A 17,287-nucleotide genomic window follows, 5' to 3' on the forward strand; every position below is an offset into this window, starting at 1 on the left:
CTCGGGCAGCTTCTCTCCGACGGTGATGGTCATTGCACGCTCCTGAATTGCAACGGATTCGCGGGGACTATAGGGTGCCCCCAAGCGCGAGACCAGCAGTCAGAGGCATGCCATGCGGATCGTTATTCTAGGGGCCGGACAGGCCGCCGCCGCCATGGCCGCCCGGCTACGCAGCCGGGGTCATACCGGCCCGCTGACCGTGATCGGGGCCGAACCGGTGGCCCCCTATCAGCGCCCGCCGCTGTCCAAGGCCTATCTGCTGGGCCAGATGGGCCTCGACCGGCTGACGCTGCGCGCGCCTGACTGGTGGACCGACCAGCAGATCGACCTGCGGCTTGGCGAAACCGCGCTGTCGATCGACCCCGCCGCCCGGATCGTCACCACCGACAAGGCCAGCCACCCCTATGACGCGCTGGCCCTGACGCTTGGCGCCGCCCCCCGCCGCCTGCCACAGGCGATGGGCGGCCACCTGCCCGGCACCCATGTCATCCGCGACCTCCACGACATCGACGCGCTCGCCCCGGCGCTGCAACCCGGCGCCCGGCTGGCGGTGATCGGCGGCGGCTATATCGGGCTCGAGGCCGCCGCCGTCGCCCGCAAACTGGGCCTCGACGTCACCCTGATCGAGGCCGCGCCCCGCATCCTCGGGCGCGTCGCCGCCGCTGAAACCGCCGACATGATCCGCCAGCTGCACCTCTTGCACGGCGTCACCATCCTCGAAGGCACCGGCATCACCCGGATCACGGGCGAGGATCGCGCCACCGGCGTCGCCCTGACCGATGGCCGCCAGATCGCTGCCGATCTGGTCATTCAGGGCATCGGCGTCCTGCCCCGCACCGACCTCGCCGCAGCCGCAGATCTCGCGCTCGACAACGGCATCGCCACCGACCTCACCGGCCGCACCTCCGATCCGGCGATCTGGGCCGCAGGCGATTGCGCCAGCTTCCCGCATCAGGGCGCGCAGCTCCGCCTCGAAAGCGTCGGCGGCGCCATCGACATGGCCGAATGCGTGGCCGACAATATACTGGACCAGCCCCGCCAACTGACCGCCCGCCCGTGGTTCTGGTCCGACCAGTTCGACACCAAACTCCAGATCGCCGGTCTGAACGCAGGCCATGACCACGTCATCACCCGCGCAGGCACGGATGCCCATTCCGGCTCGGTCTGGTATTTCCGCGACGCCACCCTGATCGCCGTCGATGCCCTGAACGACCCCCGCGCCTATATGATCGGCAAGCGCCTGATCGAGGCTGGCCGCAGCCCCGACCCCAGCCTGATCGCCACCATTCCCGACCTGAAAGCCCTGCTCACATGACCTGCTTTGGTCTGCAAATATCCTGCGGGGGGGTGTGGGGGGGCGCAAAGCCCCCCCACCATCGCGGGACGCAAATCCGGCGCGGGACGCAAGCATGAGGATCGTCGGCGGCAGGTTCCGCGGCCTCAAACTGACCGACCTGGCCGAGGGCGACCCGGCGGCGCATCTGCGCCCCACCACCGACCGCGTGCGCGAGGCGATCTTCAACCTGCTGATCAACGGCAGCCATGGCAACCCACTGCCCGATGCGCGGGTGCTGGACCTCTTCGCGGGCACCGGCGCGCTGGGGCTGGAGGCACTGTCGCGCGGCGCGGCGCATGCCACCTTCGTCGATGACGGCCCGCGCGCGCAGGCGCTGATCCGCCGCAACACCGCGCTGGCCCGCGCCGAAGGCATCAGCGACCTGATCCGCCGCGACGCCACGCGCCTGCCGCCCAACCGGGGCGCGGGCTATGGGCTGATCTTCCTCGACCCCCCCTATGCGCAGGGCCGGGGCGAGGCGGCGCTGGCCTCGGCCCATGCGGGCGGCTGGATCGCCCCCGGCGCGATGATCGTGTGGGAGGAAAGCCGCCCCCCCCTCCTGCCCGCATGGGCCCGCCCGCTGGACCAGCGCCGCTATGGCGACACGCTGGTGACCATGGCCCGCGCGATCCTGCCCGCAAGCGACCCGGCGACCTAAGCCTCCGCACCCCTCAGCCCCGCGCCAGCGTGGCCGCAGCGGCCTCAAGCCCCCCCGGCCCATGCGGGATGCCAAGCGCGATCAGCCCGGCCTGCATCGTGCCAAGCGCCCCCATCACCATCGCCGCATTGCAATGCCCCATATGCGCCACCCGCAGCGCATCCGCAGGCGCCGCAGCCCCCAGCCCGACCCCCAGCGTCACGCCGCATTCGCGCGTCACCCAGGCCCGCAGCGCCTCGGCCCCCGGCAGCGTCACCGCCGTGACCGAGGCCGCCCTCGCGCCCGGATCGGCCACCGACAGCCGGATCGCGCCGGCCCCGGCGCCCGCCCCCCAGGCATCCACCGCCGCCCAGACCGCGCGCGCCAGCCGCGCATGGCGCGTCCAGACCGCCTCCAGCCCCTCTTCGTCAAGGATCATCCGCAGCGCCTCGTCCAGCGCATAGATCTGCTGCACCGGCGGCGTGCCGCCCCAGAACCGCCACAGGGCCTCGGCACCGGCGCGCAGATGCCAGTCCCAATAGGGCGTGGTCAGCCCGCGCCGCCCCCGCGCCGCCGCCCGGTCCGAAAACCAGACGAAGGCCGTGCCGGGCAGGCACATCAGCCCCTTCTGGCTGGCCGCGATCAGCACATCGACGCCCCAGTCGTCCATCCGCATCGGCGCACAGCCAAGCGAGGCGATCGCATCCACGACCAGCAGCGCCGGATGATCCGCCATCGCCGCCCGGATCGCCGGAATATCGGCCATGGTCGCGCTGGCCGTGTCGGTCTGGCAGATCATCACCGCCTGCAACCGCCCCTCCGGGTCGCGCGCCAGCCGGTCGGCCAGCCGCGCCGGATCGGGGGCCAGATTGCCGAAATCCAGCCGCTCGACCGCGATGCCCATCGCCTCCAGCACCTCGGCCCATGACCGCCCGAAATGGCCGCAGGTCAGCACCAGAACCGCATCGCCGCGATCGAACAGATTGGCCGCCGAAGCCTCCCACCCGGCATGGCCATTGCCGATATAGGGCGCCAGATGCGCGCGCGTGCCCGCCAGCCGCTTCAGCTGCGCCATGACGGTCAGGTTCAGCACGGCCAGCGGCTCGGCATAAATATCGGGCGAGGCGCGATGGGCTGCGTTCAGCACGCGGGCAGGCAGGGGCGAGGGGCCGGGAATGGCGATCAGATCGTGACCGTGGGCAAGGCTCATTGCGGGGTTTCCTTCACATCGTGCAAGATCGGTAGGCCCAGCCGCGCCCTGCGTCAACGCAATGATTTTGGGGCAATCATCTGGTGCGATGATATGTCGGAAACCGGAAGCGGGACGCCCAAATGCCGCGCGTGCCTTGCCGGGGGCAGGGCAGGGAGGATATGGCTGGGGAAACCGGGCCACGTCCCGGCACCCGGACAAGGCCCGTCACTCAAGGCCGCACCAGACAAGGAAAGGCCCGCACCCCCTTGGACCCGCGCCCCGACACGCCCGACACCCGCGCCCCTGCCGCGGATACGCCATCACCCGACGCCCCGCAGGCCGAGGTTGCGCCCCCCGATGCGCCCCCCGACACGCCGGTCGTCCCCGACCGCATCAAGGGCCTGCTGCACCGCATGTGGCTGGACTACCTGCACCCGCACCGCGCGGCGATGCTGGTGGCCTTCCTGCTGATGACGGTCGAAGGCTCGACGCTGGCGCTGATCAGCTGGATGCTGAAACCGCTGTTCGACCGGGTCTTCATCGGTCAGGACGAGGGCGCGCTGCTCTGGGTCGGCGCCGCGATCTTTGGCGTGTTCCTGCTGCGGGCGGTGACGCTGGTCTCCAGCCGGGCGCTGCTGACGCGGATCTCGCTGTCGGTCTCGACCCGGATGCAGACCGATCTGCTGGCCCATATCCTGACGCTGGACAGCCGCTTTTTCCGCGACAACCCCCCCGGCGCCATGATCGAGCGGGTGCAGGGCGACACCCAGGCCGTGCAGGGCGTCTGGGCCACGCTGATCACGGGCGCCACCCGCGATGTCATCGCGCTGGTGATGCTGTTTGCGGTGGCGCTCAGCATCGACCCGGTCTGGACACTGGGCGCGCTGGTCGGTGCGCCGATCCTGATCATGCCGGCGGCGCTGGTGCAGCGCTATATCCGCCGCAAGATGCGCCAGAACCGCGCCAATGCCAGCCTGCGCGCGACCCGGCTGGACGAGGTGCTGCACGGCATCGCCTCGATCCGCCTGAACCGGGCCGAGGCCGACCAGACCGCCCGCTTTGCCGCCATCGTGACCCGGATCCGGCAGTCCGAAATCAAGGTCGCGGCGACCTCATCGGTGATCCCGGCGCTGACCGACATCGTCACCGGCATCGGCTTTGTCGCCGTGCTGGCCCTTGGCGGGCGCGAGGTGATGGACGGCACCCGCAGCGTCGGCGATTTCATGGCCTTCTTCACCGCGCTGGCGCTGGCCTTCCAGCCGATGCGGCGGCTGGGTGGTCTGGCGGGCACATGGCAGACGGCGGCGACCAGCCTCGAACGGATCTATCAGGTCTTTGACACCCGGCCCACGGTCACCTCGGGCCCGCGCAAGACCCCGCCCGAAACGACCGGCATCGCGCTGGACGATGTCTGGCTGTCCTATGACGGTCAGCCGGTGCTGCGCGGCCTCAGCTTCACCGCCGAGGCCGGGCAGACCACCGCGCTGGTCGGCCCCTCGGGCGCGGGCAAATCCACCGTCTTCAACCTGCTGACCCGGATGATCGACGCCGACCGGGGCCGCGTCACTCTGGGCGGTGTGCCTGTGGCGCAGTTCGATCTGGGCACACTGCGCGACCAGTTCTCGACCGTGGCGCAGGAATCGGCGCTGTTCGACGAAAGCCTGCGCGACAATGTGCTGATGGGCCGCCCCTCAGCGACCGAGGCCGATCTGACCCGCGCGCTGGACGCCGCCCATGTCAGCAATTTCCTCGACGCGCAGCGCAGCCTCGACAGCCCTGTGGGGCCGCGCGGCTCGGCCCTGTCGGGCGGTCAGCGTCAGCGCGTGGCCATCGCCCGCGCCCTGCTGCGCGACGCGCCCGTGCTGCTGCTGGACGAGGCGACCAGCGCGCTGGACACCGCCAGCGAACGGCTGGTGCAGGACGCGCTGGACCGCCTGTCCGAGGGCCGCACCACGCTGGTCATCGCGCATCGCCTGTCGACCATCCGCGACGCCGACAAGATCGTCGTGATCGAGGCGGGCAGGGTTGTCGAACAGGGCAGCCATGACCAGTTGATAGCGGCGGGCGGCGCCTATGCCCGCCTCGTGTCCCTGCAATTCGGAGAGATGCCATGACCCGCCAGATCATCCGCCTGACCGGCGAGGATCGCGTCGATTTCCTGCAAGGTCTGGTCACCAACGATGTCCGCCGTGCCCCCTGCTGGGCCGCCATCCTGACGCCACAGGGCAAGTATCTGGCCGATTTCCTGATCCTGCCCGCCCCGGACGCCCTGCTGATCGACGTCGATGCGCGCCTGTCCGACGACCTCATGCGCCGCCTGTCGATGTACAAGCTGCGCGCGCGCGTCACGCTGGAACCCGTCGACATGCCCGTGGCACGCGGCACCGGCGCCGCCCCCGAAGGTGCCATCCCCGACCCGCGCCACCCGGCGCTTGGCTGGCGGCTCTATGGGCAGGCGGGCGATGACGGCAGCGACTGGGACGCGATCCGCGTCACCCATCTGATCCCCGAAACGCTGACCGAACTGATCCCGAACGAGACCTATATTCTGGAGGCCGGGTTCGAGCGCCTGCACGGCGTCGATTTCCGCAAGGGCTGCTATGTGGGCCAGGAGGTCACTGCCCGCATGAAACACAAGACCGAGCTGCGCAAGGGCCTGACCCGGCTGGCCATCACCGGCACGGCCCCTCTGGGCACTCCCATCACCCATGACAGCCGCGAGGTCGGCACGCTTTACACGCAGGCAGGCGGTCACGCGCTGGCCCATGTCCGCTTTGACCGCGTGGCACCGGGCATGCAGGCAGCCGAGGCACGGCTGGACCCCGCGCCCTGATGGCGGGGGAGGCCCCCCGCAAGATCGTCCATATCGACATGGACGCCTTTTTCGCCTCGGTCGAGCAGCGCGACGACCCGTCCTTGCGCGGCAAGCCGGTGGCGGTGGGCGGCTCGGCGGCGCGCGGCGTGGTGGCGGCGGCCAGCTACGAGGCGCGCGTCTATGGCGTCCGCTCGGCCATGCCCTCGGTCACGGCGGCGCGGCTCTGCCCCGATCTGATCTTCGTGCGCCACCGCTTCGAGGTCTACCGCGCCGTCAGCCAGCAGATCCGCGACATCTTCGCCGACTACACCCCCCTGATCGAGCCTTTGTCGCTGGACGAGGCCTATCTGGACCTGACCGACCACCTGGCAGGCCGCACCGCCACCCGCATCGCGCAGGACATCCGCGCCCGCATCCGCGAGGTGACGGGTCTCACCGCCAGCGCAGGTGTCAGCTACAACAAGTTTCTGGCCAAACTGGCCTCCGATCAGAACAAGCCCGACGGCCTCTGCGTCATCACCCCGGATCGCGGCCCCGAATTCGTGCTGTCGCTGCCGGTCGGCAAATTCCACGGCGTAGGCCCCGCCACGGCGGCGAAGATGCAGGCGATGGGCCTGACCACCGGCGCCGATCTGCGCGCGCAGACGCTGGAGTTCCTGACCCGCCGGTTCGGCAAGTCGGGGCAATATTACTGGAACATCTCGCGCGGCATCGACCACCGGCAGGTGCGCCCCGACCGCATCCGCAAATCGGTGGGCGCCGAAAACACCTATGCCGAAGATGTGATGACGCTTGACGCCGCCCTCGACGCGCTGACGCCGCTGGCCGAAAAGGTCTGGGACCATGTCGCCCGCCACAACCTGCGCGGCCGCACGGTGACGCTCAAGGTCAAATTCGCCGATTTCCAGCAGATCACCCGCGCCCGCAGCCTGCCCGATCCGGTCACCTCGCAGGCGCAGCTGCTGACCCTCGCGCGCGACCTTGCGACGACCGTCCTGCCCGATCCGCGCGGCGCCCGGCTGCTGGGCATCACCCTGTCGGGCTTTCTGGCCGAGGGCGACGCGCCCGCCCAGCTGGACCTCTTCACGCCCCCCGCCGGACAGTGACGCCCGGCGCCTTCGTGGCCCGCATCCCCAAACCCGCGCAACAGCCACCGCCCGCAAGCGGTGTACAGCCTGTGCACGCCCGGTGCCGCCGCGGTGCCTGCCCGGTGCAGCCCCAGATCCCAGCAAACGCTGGCCCCGAACGCCTCCGCCCCCGCCAGCTGTTGCGCGGCACAGCGACGCAACGCACGCCGCCGTTGCGCCATGAAAAACGCCCCGCAAGATTCTGCGGGGCGTAAAAACAGTTTTGCGCGTGGCGCGAAAATCAGGCGCGTTCGCTGTATTCGAACATCTCGGTGTTCACGATGATCTGCTCGCCCTCGCCCACGAAAGGCGGGATCATGATGCGCACGCCATTGTCCAGAATCGCGGGCTTATAGCTGTTGGCGGCGGTCTGGCCCTTCACGACCGGCTCGGTCTCGGCGATGGTGCAGGTGACCTTTTGCGGGATCGAGACCGACAGCGCCTCTTCGCCGTAATACTCGATCGTGGCGGTCATGCCGTCCTGCAGGAACGGGCGGCGGTCGCCCAGCAGCTCGGCATCCAGCTCGGTTTGCTCGAAGGTCTCGCTGTCCATGAAGACCAGCTTGCCGTCGGTTTCATACAGGAATTGCTGGTCTTTCTGGTCCAGCCGGACCCGCTCGACCTTGTCTTCGCTGCGAAAGCGCTCGTTCAGTTTGCGGCCGTCGCGCAGGTTCTTCATCTCGACCTGTGCGAATGCGCCGCCCTTGCCGGGCTTGACATGGCTGACCTTGACGGCAGCCCACAGACCCCCGTCATGTTCCAGAATATTGCCGGGGCGGATTTCGTTGCCGTTGATCTTGGGCATGGGGTGCGTCTCGTATGTTTACGGGAAATTCTCACCGTCCGGGGCGTTGAACGGCTGTGTGGCGCCCCTATATCGGGGCATGTACGCTGAGGCAACCAGATCGGAATCCGTGCGTTGTCAAGGCGCGCCATGTGGCAAAACAGCGCCAACGGGCAGAACGAACGAAAGAATTTACCCTGTTATTGCATGACATGCAGTAGAGACATGGCAGACATGCCGTTCAGGTAATATCGAATCGGAGGCGGAACAGGCTAAGGCAGGCGGCACCGTCGGAGAAACGGAACCAATAACCAGGGGCGAAGCAAATTCGCCCCCAAGGTCTCCTTTGCCTAAGGGGACCGCAGAAATGGACGAAATATGATGCGCGATTTTGTGGACGGCTCGGCTTTCAATTTTGAACAAGGGCAGCGTGCCCGCAAGCTGTTTGCGGCGGTGGTGCTGGCTGCGCTGGACGATGCGATTGCCGATGACAAGAAATATGGCAACGGCCCCGAGCAGATCGCCCGTTGGGCACGCTCGCGCGATGGCCGCGAAGTGCTGTCCTGCGCCGGCATCGACCCGAATGAGCGTGTCGTGAAGGGCCTGATGGAATTCGTCTCCAAAGGTGTGCGCACCTCGGTCGCGCTGTCGCGCGAGGAAAGCGAACGCCGCATGGCCGCCGAGGCCGAAGAGGCCGAAGCCGCCTGATCATCCGGACAGGCCTGCCGCAAGGCCGCCCCTCGGGGCGGTCTTTTGCGTTGTCAGGCTACAGTCGGGTGACGACGCGACCGTCATAATATCGTTCAACATCAATGGCATGGCACAATTCAGTCGCGGGTGTCATCACCGCGGCGGAGGCCGCCGCCGCCCCAAGCGCCAGCGCCTGATCGACAGGCCAGCCCCGCGCCATCGCCAGCACAAAGCCCGCGACAAAGCTGTCGCCCGCGCCCACCGCACTGACGACATTGACCCGCGCCGCCTCGGCATGCCAGGCGCCATCCGGCCCGGCGATGACCGATCCGTCATCGCCGCGCGCCACGATCACGGCCTTGGCCGCCCCGTCGCGCACCAGCCCCGCCGCAAAGCCCGCGCTGTCGGCGCGCAGGGGCAGGGGGCGGCCTGCCAGCCCCTCGGCCTCGTGGCTGTCCATGCGCAGCACATCGACCGGGGTGGACGACCCGGCCAGCGCCCGCAGCGCATCGCCCGAGGTGTCGACCAGCAGTTTCGCGCGCCCGTCCTTCAGCCGCACGGTCAGCATCTGCTCGAAGCCCGGCGCGACGCCCGGCGGGTTCGAGCCGGACACGACCACCCAGCCCCCCGCCCGCGCATGTTCGGCAATCGCCGACATCATGTCGGCCACATGGGTCTTGTGCCATTCCGGCCCCGGCAGGATGAACCGGTATTGCCCGCCGCTGGCCCGGTCCGTCACGGCCAGCGATTGCCGGGTTTCGCCCGGCGCGGTCAGCCGCACGACGGCCAGACCATCGGCTTTCAGCATCTCGGCCATGCGGGTGCCGGTGGCGCCGCCAAGCGCCACCATCGCCGTCGATTTCCCGCCCATGATCTTGATCGCGCGGCTGACATTGATGCCGCCGCCGCCGGGATCGACCACCGGCTTGTCGCAGCGCAGCTTGAGATCCGGGCGCACCTCGTCGGCGGCGGTGGACAGGTCCAGCGCCGGGTTCAGCGTCACCGTCAGGATCGGCGCCTGATCCATCACTCCCACCACTTGTCGATCATGGCGATGTCATCGTCCGACCAGCCGAAATGATGCGCCATCTCATGCGTGACGATATGGACCACCAGATCGCCAAGGCTGACATCCCCGCGCGAGGCCCATTCGTCCAGAATCGGGCGGCGATACAGCCAGATGATGTCGGGCTGGCCCGGCTGGTCGCTGACCGACTTTTCGGTCATCGGCACGCCGTCATAGATGCCGGTCAGCTCGAACGGATCGTCGATCTGCAATTCGTCCAGCACATCTTCGGGCGCGAATTCCGCGACCCGGATCGCCACCGCAGCCGCGCCTTGGGTAAAGTTCGGCGGCAGGCCGTCCAGCGCGGTCCGTGCCATCGCCTCGATCTGCGCTGCATCCGGGGGTGTCTGCCTGTCCCAGTCCGTCATCCGCGCCTCCTGCGTTGCCCCCCTGATATGGACAAAAATGCCCGGCTGTGAAAGAGCAACCCTAACAGGAGAGCCCCATGACCATCACCCGCTTCGCGCCCTCGCCCACCGGCCATATCCATGTCGGCAATCTGCGCACCGCGCTGTTCAACTACCTGATCGCCCGCAAGGCCGGCGGCACCTTCATCCTGCGGCTGGACGACACCGACCAGGAGCGCAGCAAGCAGGAATTCGTCGACGGCATCAAGCGCGATCTGGACTGGCTGGGCCTGCACTGGGACCGGGTCGAGCGTCAGTCAGAGCGGCTTGACCGCTACCGGGCCGAGGCCGAGGCGCTGCGCGCCGCCGACCGGCTGTATGAGGTGTTCGAGACCCCGACCGAGCTGGATCTGAAGCGCAAGAAGCAGCTGAATATGGGCAAACCGCCGGTCTATGACCGCACCGGGCTGGGCCTGTCAGAGGCCGACCGCGACCGCCTGCGGGCCGAGGGGCGGCAGGGCTACTGGCGCTTTCTGCTGGATCAGAACCGGATCGAATGGACCGACGGCATTCTGGGCGACATCTCGATCGACGCGGCCTCGGTCAGCGATCCGGTGCTGATCCGCGCGGACGGGCAGGTGCTGTACACCTTCGCCAGTTCGGTGGACGACACCGACATGGGCGTGACCCATATCGTGCGCGGCTCGGATCATGTGACCAACACCGCGACGCAGATCCAGATCATTCAGGCGATCGGTGGCACCCCGCCCGCATTCGCGCATCATTCGCTGCTGACCGGCGCGCAGGGCGAGGAACTGTCCAAGCGCATCGGCGCGCTGTCGCTGAAGGATCTGCGCGAGGCGGGCGTGGCGCCCGAGGCGCTGATCTCGTTGATGGCGCGGCTGGGCTCGGGCGTGCCGGTGGGGCTGGCCCGGCTTGACGAACTGGCCGAGGCGTTCGACCTGTCGCAATTCGGCGCCTCGCCCACGAAATTCGACGCCGAGGATCTGTGGCCGCTGACCCGCGAACGCAATCAGGCGCTGCCCTACGAGGTCGTGTCAGACCGGATCGCGGCGCTTGGCGTGCCGGATGCGCTGGCCGAGCGGTTCTGGCGCGTGGCCTCGCAGAACATCACCCGGCTGGAGGATCTGGCGGGCTGGTGGCAGATCTTCAGCGAGGGGGCCGAGCCGCAGATCGACGCCGAGGATGCCGCTTTCGTGGCCGAGGCGATGACCCTGCTGCCGCCGCCGCCCTATACGGATGCAACCTGGGGCGAGTGGACGGCCCGCGTGAAAGAGGCCACCGGCCGCAAGGGCAAGGGGCTGTTCATGCCACTGCGCAAGGCCGTGACCGGGCAGGCCCATGGGCCCGACATGTCGCAGGTGATGCCGCTGTTGCAGGCGGTCAAGGCCCGCGGCTGACCGACCCTGCCGCAACGGCGCTGATTGCGTCCCGCGATGGCGGGGGGGGGGGGGGGGGGCCTGCCCCCCGCACCCCCCGGTGCCCACGGCCCCTGTGGGTCGCGCTGAAGGGCAGCGATCAGGACATCATGTCCCGGCGCGGGTCATAGCCATGCTCACGGCGCCAGGTCTCGAAGAAGGCCGCCAGATCGCTGTCGATCACCGGCGGCATGGCGATGCGCAGCTCGACATGCTGGTCGCCGCCGTTGATGCCCCGCCCGCGCAGCCGCAGCCGCTGGCCGCTGGTCGCGCCTTTGGGGATCGTCAGGCTGACCGGCCCGTCGATGGTCGGCGCCTCGACCCGCGCGCCCAGCACCGCCTCGTCCAGCGTGACCGGCAGCACGATATGGACATCATCCCCCTCGCGCCGGAAGACCGCATGCGGCGCCACGCTCACGTCCAGATAGGCATCACCCGGCGCGCCCTTGCCATGGCCCGGCGCCCCCTTGCCGCGCAGGCGGATCTGCTGCCCGTCGCGCACGCCCCTGGGGATCGCCACACCCAGTTCCGAGCCGTCGGGCATCAGCAGATGCGTCTTGCCACCGCGCGCGGCGGTCAGGAAATCGACCTCCAGCGCAAAGCGCAGATCCTCGCCGCGCCGGTCCTGCATCGCGGCGCCGCCCTGACCAAAGCCGAAACCACCAAAGCCGCGCGGCCCCGCGCGCTGGCCGAACAGATCGGCAAAGACGTCACCCAGATCCGGGTCGTTGCCAAACCCCGGCCCGCGTCCCGCGCTGGCACCGAACGGCCCGGCGCCCGCATGCTGATGCGAATAGCGCCGCTGCATCCGTTCCTGCCCCTGATCGTCAATCTCGCCTGCATCGAACCGGCGCCGCTGTTCGGGGTCCTTCAGCAGGTCATAAGCCGACGCCGCCGCCTTGAACCGCGCCACCGCCGCCGGGTCCGCGTTCAGATCCGGGTGGTCGGTCTTGGCGATGCGGCGATAGGCTTTCTTGATCTCGTCGGCGCTGGCCGTGCGGCTGACGCCGAGGGCGTGATATGGATCGCCTGCCATCAGATGAACCCCTGAACAATTCTGTCATGTTGCAACAGAAGATAGACCCCATGCGGCCAGCATCAATAGGGCGGTGTCAACAGGGTGCCATCAATAGGGCATGGCGTGCAGCCGGTGCAGCCTGTCGATGCCACGGCGCAGCTCATCGGGCAGGGGGCGGCCCAGCCCGGCAATCAGATGACGCAACTGAGGCATGGTCGTGGCGCCGATGATCGGGATGGTCCGGAACGGGCGCGTCAGTTGCCAGGCAATCGCCATATGGATCACGTCCCAGCCATGCCCGGCCGCCAGCGCGCCATAGGCGGCGCTGGCCTCGCGCGCCCGGTCGGTCCGGCGCCCGCCCAGATTGCCCTGCCCGCCGCTGGCCTTGTCGACCGCCGCGCGGCTGCCATCCGGGATCGTGCCGCCATCGTATTTCCCCGACAAAAGCCCGGCGGCCAGCGGCGAATAGGCCAGCAGGGTCACATCCTCATTCACGGCCGTCTCGGCCAGATCGGTGTCATAGAGCCGGTAGAGCAGCGAATATTCGTTCTGGATCGCCGCCATCCGCGGCCCGCCGGTCCGGTCGGCCACATCGCACCAGCGCGCCAGCCCCCAGGCCGATTCGTTCGACAGCCCCGCCGCGCGCAGCTTGCCCGCCCGCACCGCATCGGCCATCGCCTCCAGCACATCGGCCATATGGTCCAGCGTCTGCGCCTTGTCCTGACCCGAGGGATCATAGCCCCAGTTCTGCCGGAACCCGTAGGATCCGCGCACCGGCCAATGCAGCTGATAAAGGTCGATCCGGTCAGTCTGCAACCGCCGCAGCGAGGCGTCGATGCACGCCCGCACGGTGGCCCCGTCAAAGGGCGCGCCGTCGCGGACCAGCTGGCTGGGGCCGGTGATCTTGGTGGCGATCTCGACCCGGTCGCGATGGCCGGTGCGCGCCAGCCAGCGGCCGATGATCTCCTCCGAGACGCCGATCGTCTCACTGCGGACCGGGTTCACGGGATACATCTCGGCGCAGTCCATGAAGGTCATGCCGACCTCAAGTGCCGCATCCATCTGGGCATGTGCCTCGGCCTCGGGGGTCTGGTTTCCAAAGGTCATCGTGCCGAGGCAGATCGCGCTGACCTCGACATCGCTTCCGCCCAGTTTCACTCGGTTCATCAGGCTGCTTCCTTGGTGGTTCCGCATTTCCCGGCCAAGCTAATCGCATTTGCGCGGCGTGCAAGGCGCAGAGGCAACAAGGGGATCGGTCGCAGCCGGTTTAGGCGGGACGTGACTTGGATGCGCCCGAACTGGGGCGACACCGCGGTCGGGATGCGGTGCGTGCGCTGCCGGGCTGGATGGCAAGACTGTCCAAAAGGACAAGTTTACTGGAACGTCAGGTTGAGTGATAAGCACCTCAACAACCGGGCGGCTCTGTGTTGTTGGTTTCTGAGTTCAGCCGCCCGGTTGTTGGATCTGGCCGACGGCCTCAGGTGCCGCGCCGGATTGTGATCTTCCGCAGCAGTTCACGGGCCTCGCGCTGCGCCGCCTTGATCTCCTCCACGCGCTGTTCAACGCCTCGCATCGCTCGCTGGTTCGGATGCCCCCAGCTGCTGAACCGTGGCCGGTTGTCTGCCGGGTGCCAACAGGCCGCCGCGACGCTTGATCGTGCGCGCCCGCTCGCCTCCTCCTTGAGGATGAAGCGAAATCGTAGCTGGTGAGGTATGTCGGTCACAACAGAGGTTATCCGCCGCGAGGATGGCTATGGCATCTTTGCACACAGGCATGAGGCACCCAGCCTGGCCCGATCAGCGCTCCATGATCGCGGTTCGTATGTCTGCCGCCTGCGGGTTCGCGCAAGGGCCCTGCCGATGGTGTCTCTTGCGCGCCGGTGCCCTCGCGGGAATAACCTCATCAGGTTATTTCGTGTGGTTTCTGAGGTTCCCGATGCGTCCTGCTTTGTACTCCCTCGATCAACTTGCCGAACTGGTCGGCGGTCAAATCCGACCGTGCGCAGAGGCCCCCTCCGCGATCCTCTCGGTCTCTCATGCGGCTGACCGGACCCGGCCCGGTGCGGCATGCTTTACCGTTGACGCCTACAGGCGACAGGCCGTGCGAGAGGCTGCCAAGGCGGTCAGGAAAGGTGCGTCCTGCATCGTCACCTCGACGCCGGCGGTTCAGGTTGATGTCCCCGTTATCCTCGTGGGCGATCCGACCGTGGCACATCAGACTGTCGCGTGCGCGTCCCGCGCGGCCTATGCCGGGAAGGTCATCGCCATCACCGGCAGCGTCGGCAAGACGTCGACCAAGGACATGATGGCGGCAGTTCTGGGCGACGCCGGTAAGACGCAGGCAACCCGCCTCAATCAGAATCCACTGCCTTCTCTTACCAGCCTTCTCGCCTCTCTCCGGTCAGACACCCAGTTCCTTGTTGCCGAGGTTTCGATGACCCAGCAGGGAATGATCCGGCGGAAGGCGCATCTTGTGCAGCCTGACATCGCTGTCATCACCGCGATCGACTATAGCCATTCCGGCAACCACGATGCCGAACCTGAATGGGTGCTGGACGAAAAGCTCTCGATCCTTGATGGTCTGACATCCGAGGGTGTCGCGGTCGTTTCATCCCAAGGTCCGCATGCCGGTGCGATCCGGGACGCGGCCCTCAAGGCGGCGTCGCGGGTGATCAGCTGCGGCGATCTGGACACGGACGATCTCCGCATGATCGCGCTGGACGACATGCCGGGCGGAAGCCTCGTGACGATCCGGTTCGAGGGCAAGGTTCATAAATATCTCGTCGGTCAGGCGGGCAGACATCTCGCGCGCAACTCGCTTCTCTGCGCCGCGGCGGCGATCGCGGCGGGCGCCGACCCGGCGCATCTGGGGGCGCTGTCCCGCTACCAGCCGACCCCATCGAGAATGCAGCGGATGCAGGTGACGTTGCCGGGCGGGACAGCTTTTGAACTGGTTGACGACAGCTATAATTCCGCGCCCGCTTCTGTGACTGCGCTCCTTGACTATGTCGCCACACGGACAGATGCCACCAGACGCATCCTCATTCTGGGTGACATGCTGGAGCTTGGTCCGCTGTCGCCGCAATTGCACGAGGGGCTGGTTGCACCGATCAGGGCTGTCGGCGCCGACATGCTGATCGCCGTGGGCGAGCAGATGCGTCCCGTCTTTGACGCCTGCGGCCTGCCGGGCTTCTGGGCCGGGACGGCATCAGAGGCTGCGGCCGCGCTGGACGGGCTGGCCCGGTCGGGTGATCTGATTGCAGTCAAGGCGTCCAACTCGGTCGGGCTGTCTGCCGCCGTCTCGGCGCTGCGAAAGCAGGGGGTAGGAACACGCCCCGCCCGGCCGGACTGGTCACTGTCCGACAGCTAGCCCGAATTGCCCGACGCCAGAACCGGATTTCGTCAATGGCAAATCTCTGATGGACCCGGTCGGCAAGCGGCGGCTGCCTCATGTCCCGCGTTGACCGGATTGCGGCGTGCCAAGTCCCGCGAGGCGTCGTTTCAGAAACTCTGCTTCAGCCGGCGTCGGAGCGGATGCGATAGCCTCATGGTATGCAGATGCAGCTTCGCTGCTGGCACCGGCCTTTGCCAGCAGCGCAGCGCGCGCAGCGTGCCAAGGCTGGTAGTTCGCAAGGGCATCCGCCAGACCTTCGACGATGGCCAGGCCCCGCGCGGGGTCGCCTGCCTCGGCAATGGCCACAGCGGCGTTCAGCCGGACCACGGGGGTTGGCTCGTGCCGGTAGAGCGCGCCATAGAGGGCTGCGATCTGCGACCAGTCCGGTCCGGGCCGGGCCATCTGGCAATCGGCGATGGCGGCCTTGATCTGGAAGGGGCCGGGGCGGCGCCGCGCGACTGCGCGCATCAGGATCGCGCGCCCTTCGGACAGACGCGCCGCGTCCCACAGGCTGCGGTCCTGTTCCGCCGGCGGTAGGCTGGCACCATCCGGCCCGATCCGCGCGGCGCGGCGGGCGGCGGTCAGCAGCATCATGGCCAGCGCGCCCTCGATCTCGGGGTCGTCGGGGCGCAGCTGGTCGATGAGGCGGATCAGATAGATGGCCTCGTGGCACAGGTCCCGCGGCTCGTCGGGTCCCGCGACATAGCCGGTGGTGAAGATCAGATAGACCGTGGTCAGAACCGCATCCAGACGCGCCAGCCAGTGTTCGGCCTCGGGCACCGCGAAGGGAATGCCAGCGGCGGCGATCTTGGCCTTGGCGCGGCTGAGGCGCTGGCCCATTGTCGGCTCTGCGTCCAGAAAGGCCCGCGCGATTTCGGTCGTGGTCAGGCCGCAGACCGTGCGCAGGGTCAGGGCAACACGTGACTTGGGGTCCAGCGCGGGATGGCAGCAGGCGAAGATCAGGCGCAAGCGTTCGTCAGGGATGGTGTGCGGCTCGGGCGCGGCCTCATCATGGGCAAGCGTGGCCAGCGCCTGCGCCTTGCGGCTGTCGCGCACCGCCCCGCGCAGCCGGTCAATGGCCTTGCGCCGCGCCACCTGCAAAAGCCAGCCTTGCGGCGAGTTCGGCAGGCCGGTGCGGCCCCAATGGGACAGGGCCGAAACCGCGGCCTCTTGCAGAACGTCTTCAGCGAGGCTCAGATCGCGCAGCACCGCGGTCAGCGCGGCCAGAAGCCGCCCCCGGTCGGCCCTCAGCACGCGGTCCAGTTCTCTGGACACCGCTATGGCACTGGCCGGACCGGGGGCGGCTGGGCTCATGGGCTCAGCTCGCCGGGTTGTAGTCCATCAGGGGGCGCACCTCGATCGTCCCGAACTGCGCCGACGGGATCAGCGCCGCATAGGTCAGCGCCGCGTCCAGATCGGGCACGTCGATGACGTAATAGCCGC

Annotated in this window: 16 protein-coding genes; 8 read left to right on the forward strand and 8 right to left on the reverse strand. The window is 68.2% G+C overall.

The window, feature by feature from the left end:
* Positions 1 to 112: 112 nt before the first annotated feature.
* Complete coding sequence (locus ACK41U_RS17065) at positions 113 to 1,315, forward strand: NAD(P)/FAD-dependent oxidoreductase (protein WP_409682750.1); 1,203 nt, start codon at positions 113 to 115, stop codon at positions 1,313 to 1,315.
* A gap of 94 nt (positions 1,316 to 1,409) precedes the next feature.
* Complete coding sequence (gene rsmD, locus ACK41U_RS17070) at positions 1,410 to 1,994, forward strand: 16S rRNA (guanine(966)-N(2))-methyltransferase RsmD (protein WP_409682753.1); 585 nt, start codon at positions 1,410 to 1,412, stop codon at positions 1,992 to 1,994.
* Between the two features lie 13 nt (positions 1,995 to 2,007).
* Here rsmD and ACK41U_RS17075 read toward each other — a convergent pair whose 3' ends face one another.
* Positions 2,008 to 3,183 carry a pyridoxal-phosphate-dependent aminotransferase family protein gene (locus tag ACK41U_RS17075; protein WP_409682756.1) on the reverse strand — a complete coding sequence of 392 codons (1,176 nt, stop codon included), beginning with the start codon at positions 3,181 to 3,183 and terminating at the stop codon, positions 2,008 to 2,010.
* Between the two features lie 395 nt (positions 3,184 to 3,578).
* Between ACK41U_RS17075 and ACK41U_RS17080 the strand changes: the two genes are divergently transcribed.
* Genes ACK41U_RS17080 through dinB form a run of 3 tightly spaced genes read left to right on the forward strand, consistent with a single transcriptional unit; the run spans position 3,579 to position 7,086 of the window.
* On the forward strand, positions 3,579 to 5,279 hold the full coding sequence (locus ACK41U_RS17080; protein WP_409682786.1) for an ABC transporter ATP-binding protein: 1,701 nt from the start codon (positions 3,579 to 3,581) through the stop codon (positions 5,277 to 5,279).
* On the forward strand, positions 5,276 to 5,998 hold the full coding sequence (locus ACK41U_RS17085) for a YgfZ/GcvT domain-containing protein (RefSeq protein ID WP_409682759.1): 723 nt from the start codon (positions 5,276 to 5,278) through the stop codon (positions 5,996 to 5,998). The genes ACK41U_RS17080 and ACK41U_RS17085 overlap by 4 nt, the downstream gene beginning before the upstream one ends.
* Complete coding sequence (gene dinB, locus ACK41U_RS17090; RefSeq protein ID WP_409682762.1) at positions 5,998 to 7,086, forward strand: DNA polymerase IV; 1,089 nt, start codon at positions 5,998 to 6,000, stop codon at positions 7,084 to 7,086. The genes ACK41U_RS17085 and dinB overlap by 1 nt, the downstream gene beginning before the upstream one ends.
* 262 nt (positions 7,087 to 7,348) lie before the next feature.
* Here the strand turns inward: dinB and efp are convergent, their stop codons facing one another.
* Positions 7,349 to 7,912 carry an elongation factor P gene (efp, locus tag ACK41U_RS17095; protein WP_409682765.1) on the reverse strand — a complete coding sequence of 188 codons (564 nt, stop codon included), beginning with the start codon at positions 7,910 to 7,912 and terminating at the stop codon, positions 7,349 to 7,351.
* A gap of 360 nt (positions 7,913 to 8,272) precedes the next feature.
* On the opposite strand from efp, the gene ACK41U_RS17100 reads away from it, so the two are divergent.
* Positions 8,273 to 8,599, forward strand: coding sequence for a DUF6280 family protein (locus ACK41U_RS17100; protein WP_042251710.1), 327 nt, complete (start codon positions 8,273 to 8,275; stop codon positions 8,597 to 8,599).
* 58 nt (positions 8,600 to 8,657) lie between these two features.
* Here ACK41U_RS17100 and ACK41U_RS17105 read toward each other — a convergent pair whose 3' ends face one another.
* Together ACK41U_RS17105 and ACK41U_RS17110 are read right to left on the reverse strand one after the other, a co-directional pair.
* Positions 8,658 to 9,608, reverse strand: a complete 951-nt coding sequence (locus tag ACK41U_RS17105; protein WP_409682789.1) for a 1-phosphofructokinase family hexose kinase — start codon at positions 9,606 to 9,608, stop codon at positions 8,658 to 8,660.
* Positions 9,608 to 10,015 carry a metallopeptidase family protein gene (locus tag ACK41U_RS17110; protein ID WP_409682768.1) on the reverse strand — a complete coding sequence of 136 codons (408 nt, stop codon included), beginning with the start codon at positions 10,013 to 10,015 and terminating at the stop codon, positions 9,608 to 9,610. Before ACK41U_RS17110 ends, ACK41U_RS17105 begins: the two co-directional genes overlap by 1 nt.
* 77 nt (positions 10,016 to 10,092) lie before the next feature.
* Here ACK41U_RS17110 and gltX point away from each other — a divergent pair, with 77 nt between their 5' ends.
* Positions 10,093 to 11,415 (forward strand): glutamate--tRNA ligase, encoded by a 1,323-nt coding sequence (gene gltX / locus ACK41U_RS17115; RefSeq protein WP_409682771.1) that lies wholly within the window; start codon positions 10,093 to 10,095, stop codon positions 11,413 to 11,415.
* Between the two features lie 118 nt (positions 11,416 to 11,533).
* Here gltX and ACK41U_RS17120 read toward each other — a convergent pair whose 3' ends face one another.
* Positions 11,534 to 12,469, reverse strand: a complete 936-nt coding sequence (locus tag ACK41U_RS17120; protein WP_409682774.1) for a DnaJ C-terminal domain-containing protein — start codon at positions 12,467 to 12,469, stop codon at positions 11,534 to 11,536.
* 90 nt (positions 12,470 to 12,559) lie between these two features.
* A complete protein-coding gene (locus ACK41U_RS17125) occupies positions 12,560 to 13,618 on the reverse strand; it encodes an aldo/keto reductase (protein ID WP_409682777.1) in 1,059 nt (352 codons plus the stop codon).
* A 639-nt stretch (positions 13,619 to 14,257) separates the two neighbouring features.
* Here ACK41U_RS17125 and murF point away from each other — a divergent pair.
* Positions 14,258 to 15,820 carry a UDP-N-acetylmuramoyl-tripeptide--D-alanyl-D-alanine ligase gene (gene murF, locus ACK41U_RS17130; protein WP_409682780.1) on the forward strand — a complete coding sequence of 521 codons (1,563 nt, stop codon included), beginning with the start codon at positions 14,258 to 14,260 and terminating at the stop codon, positions 15,818 to 15,820.
* 78 nt (positions 15,821 to 15,898) lie between these two features.
* Here the strand turns inward: murF and ACK41U_RS17135 are convergent, their stop codons facing one another.
* On the reverse strand, positions 15,899 to 17,158 hold the full coding sequence (locus ACK41U_RS17135) for an RNA polymerase sigma factor (RefSeq protein ID WP_409682783.1): 1,260 nt from the start codon (positions 17,156 to 17,158) through the stop codon (positions 15,899 to 15,901).
* 4 nt (positions 17,159 to 17,162) lie between these two features.
* On the reverse strand, positions 17,163 to 17,273 hold the full coding sequence (locus ACK41U_RS17140; protein ID WP_409682792.1) for a hypothetical protein: 111 nt from the start codon (positions 17,271 to 17,273) through the stop codon (positions 17,163 to 17,165).
* Positions 17,274 to 17,287: the final 14 nt, after the last annotated feature.

Source organism: Paracoccus sp. (in: a-proteobacteria) (assembly GCF_046289755.1).
Classification (GTDB): Bacteria; Pseudomonadota; Alphaproteobacteria; order Rhodobacterales; family Rhodobacteraceae; genus Paracoccus.

Excerpts from the sequence above, each read along its gene's own strand:
- ACK41U_RS17065 (WP_409682750.1), top strand. The coding sequence starts at position 113 with ATGCGGATCGTTATTCTAGGGGCCGGACAGGCCGCCGCCGCCATGGCC.
- rsmD (WP_409682753.1), top strand. The coding sequence starts at position 1,410 with ATGAGGATCGTCGGCGGCAGGTTCCGCGGCCTCAAACTGACCGACCTG.
- ACK41U_RS17075 (WP_409682756.1), bottom strand. The coding sequence starts at position 3,183 with ATGAGCCTTGCCCACGGTCACGATCTGATCGCCATTCCCGGCCCCTCG.
- ACK41U_RS17080 (WP_409682786.1), top strand. The coding sequence starts at position 3,579 with ATGTGGCTGGACTACCTGCACCCGCACCGCGCGGCGATGCTGGTGGCC.
- ACK41U_RS17085 (WP_409682759.1), top strand. The coding sequence starts at position 5,276 with ATGACCCGCCAGATCATCCGCCTGACCGGCGAGGATCGCGTCGATTTC.
- dinB (WP_409682762.1), top strand. The coding sequence starts at position 5,998 with ATGGCGGGGGAGGCCCCCCGCAAGATCGTCCATATCGACATGGACGCC.
- efp (WP_409682765.1), bottom strand. The coding sequence starts at position 7,912 with ATGCCCAAGATCAACGGCAACGAAATCCGCCCCGGCAATATTCTGGAA.
- ACK41U_RS17100 (WP_042251710.1), top strand. The coding sequence starts at position 8,273 with ATGCGCGATTTTGTGGACGGCTCGGCTTTCAATTTTGAACAAGGGCAG.
- ACK41U_RS17105 (WP_409682789.1), bottom strand. The coding sequence starts at position 9,608 with ATGGATCAGGCGCCGATCCTGACGGTGACGCTGAACCCGGCGCTGGAC.
- ACK41U_RS17110 (WP_409682768.1), bottom strand. The coding sequence starts at position 10,015 with ATGACGGACTGGGACAGGCAGACACCCCCGGATGCAGCGCAGATCGAG.
- gltX (WP_409682771.1), top strand. The coding sequence starts at position 10,093 with ATGACCATCACCCGCTTCGCGCCCTCGCCCACCGGCCATATCCATGTC.
- ACK41U_RS17120 (WP_409682774.1), bottom strand. The coding sequence starts at position 12,469 with ATGGCAGGCGATCCATATCACGCCCTCGGCGTCAGCCGCACGGCCAGC.
- ACK41U_RS17125 (WP_409682777.1), bottom strand. The coding sequence starts at position 13,618 with ATGAACCGAGTGAAACTGGGCGGAAGCGATGTCGAGGTCAGCGCGATC.
- murF (WP_409682780.1), top strand. The coding sequence starts at position 14,258 with ATGATCGCGGTTCGTATGTCTGCCGCCTGCGGGTTCGCGCAAGGGCCC.
- ACK41U_RS17135 (WP_409682783.1), bottom strand. The coding sequence starts at position 17,158 with ATGAGCCCAGCCGCCCCCGGTCCGGCCAGTGCCATAGCGGTGTCCAGA.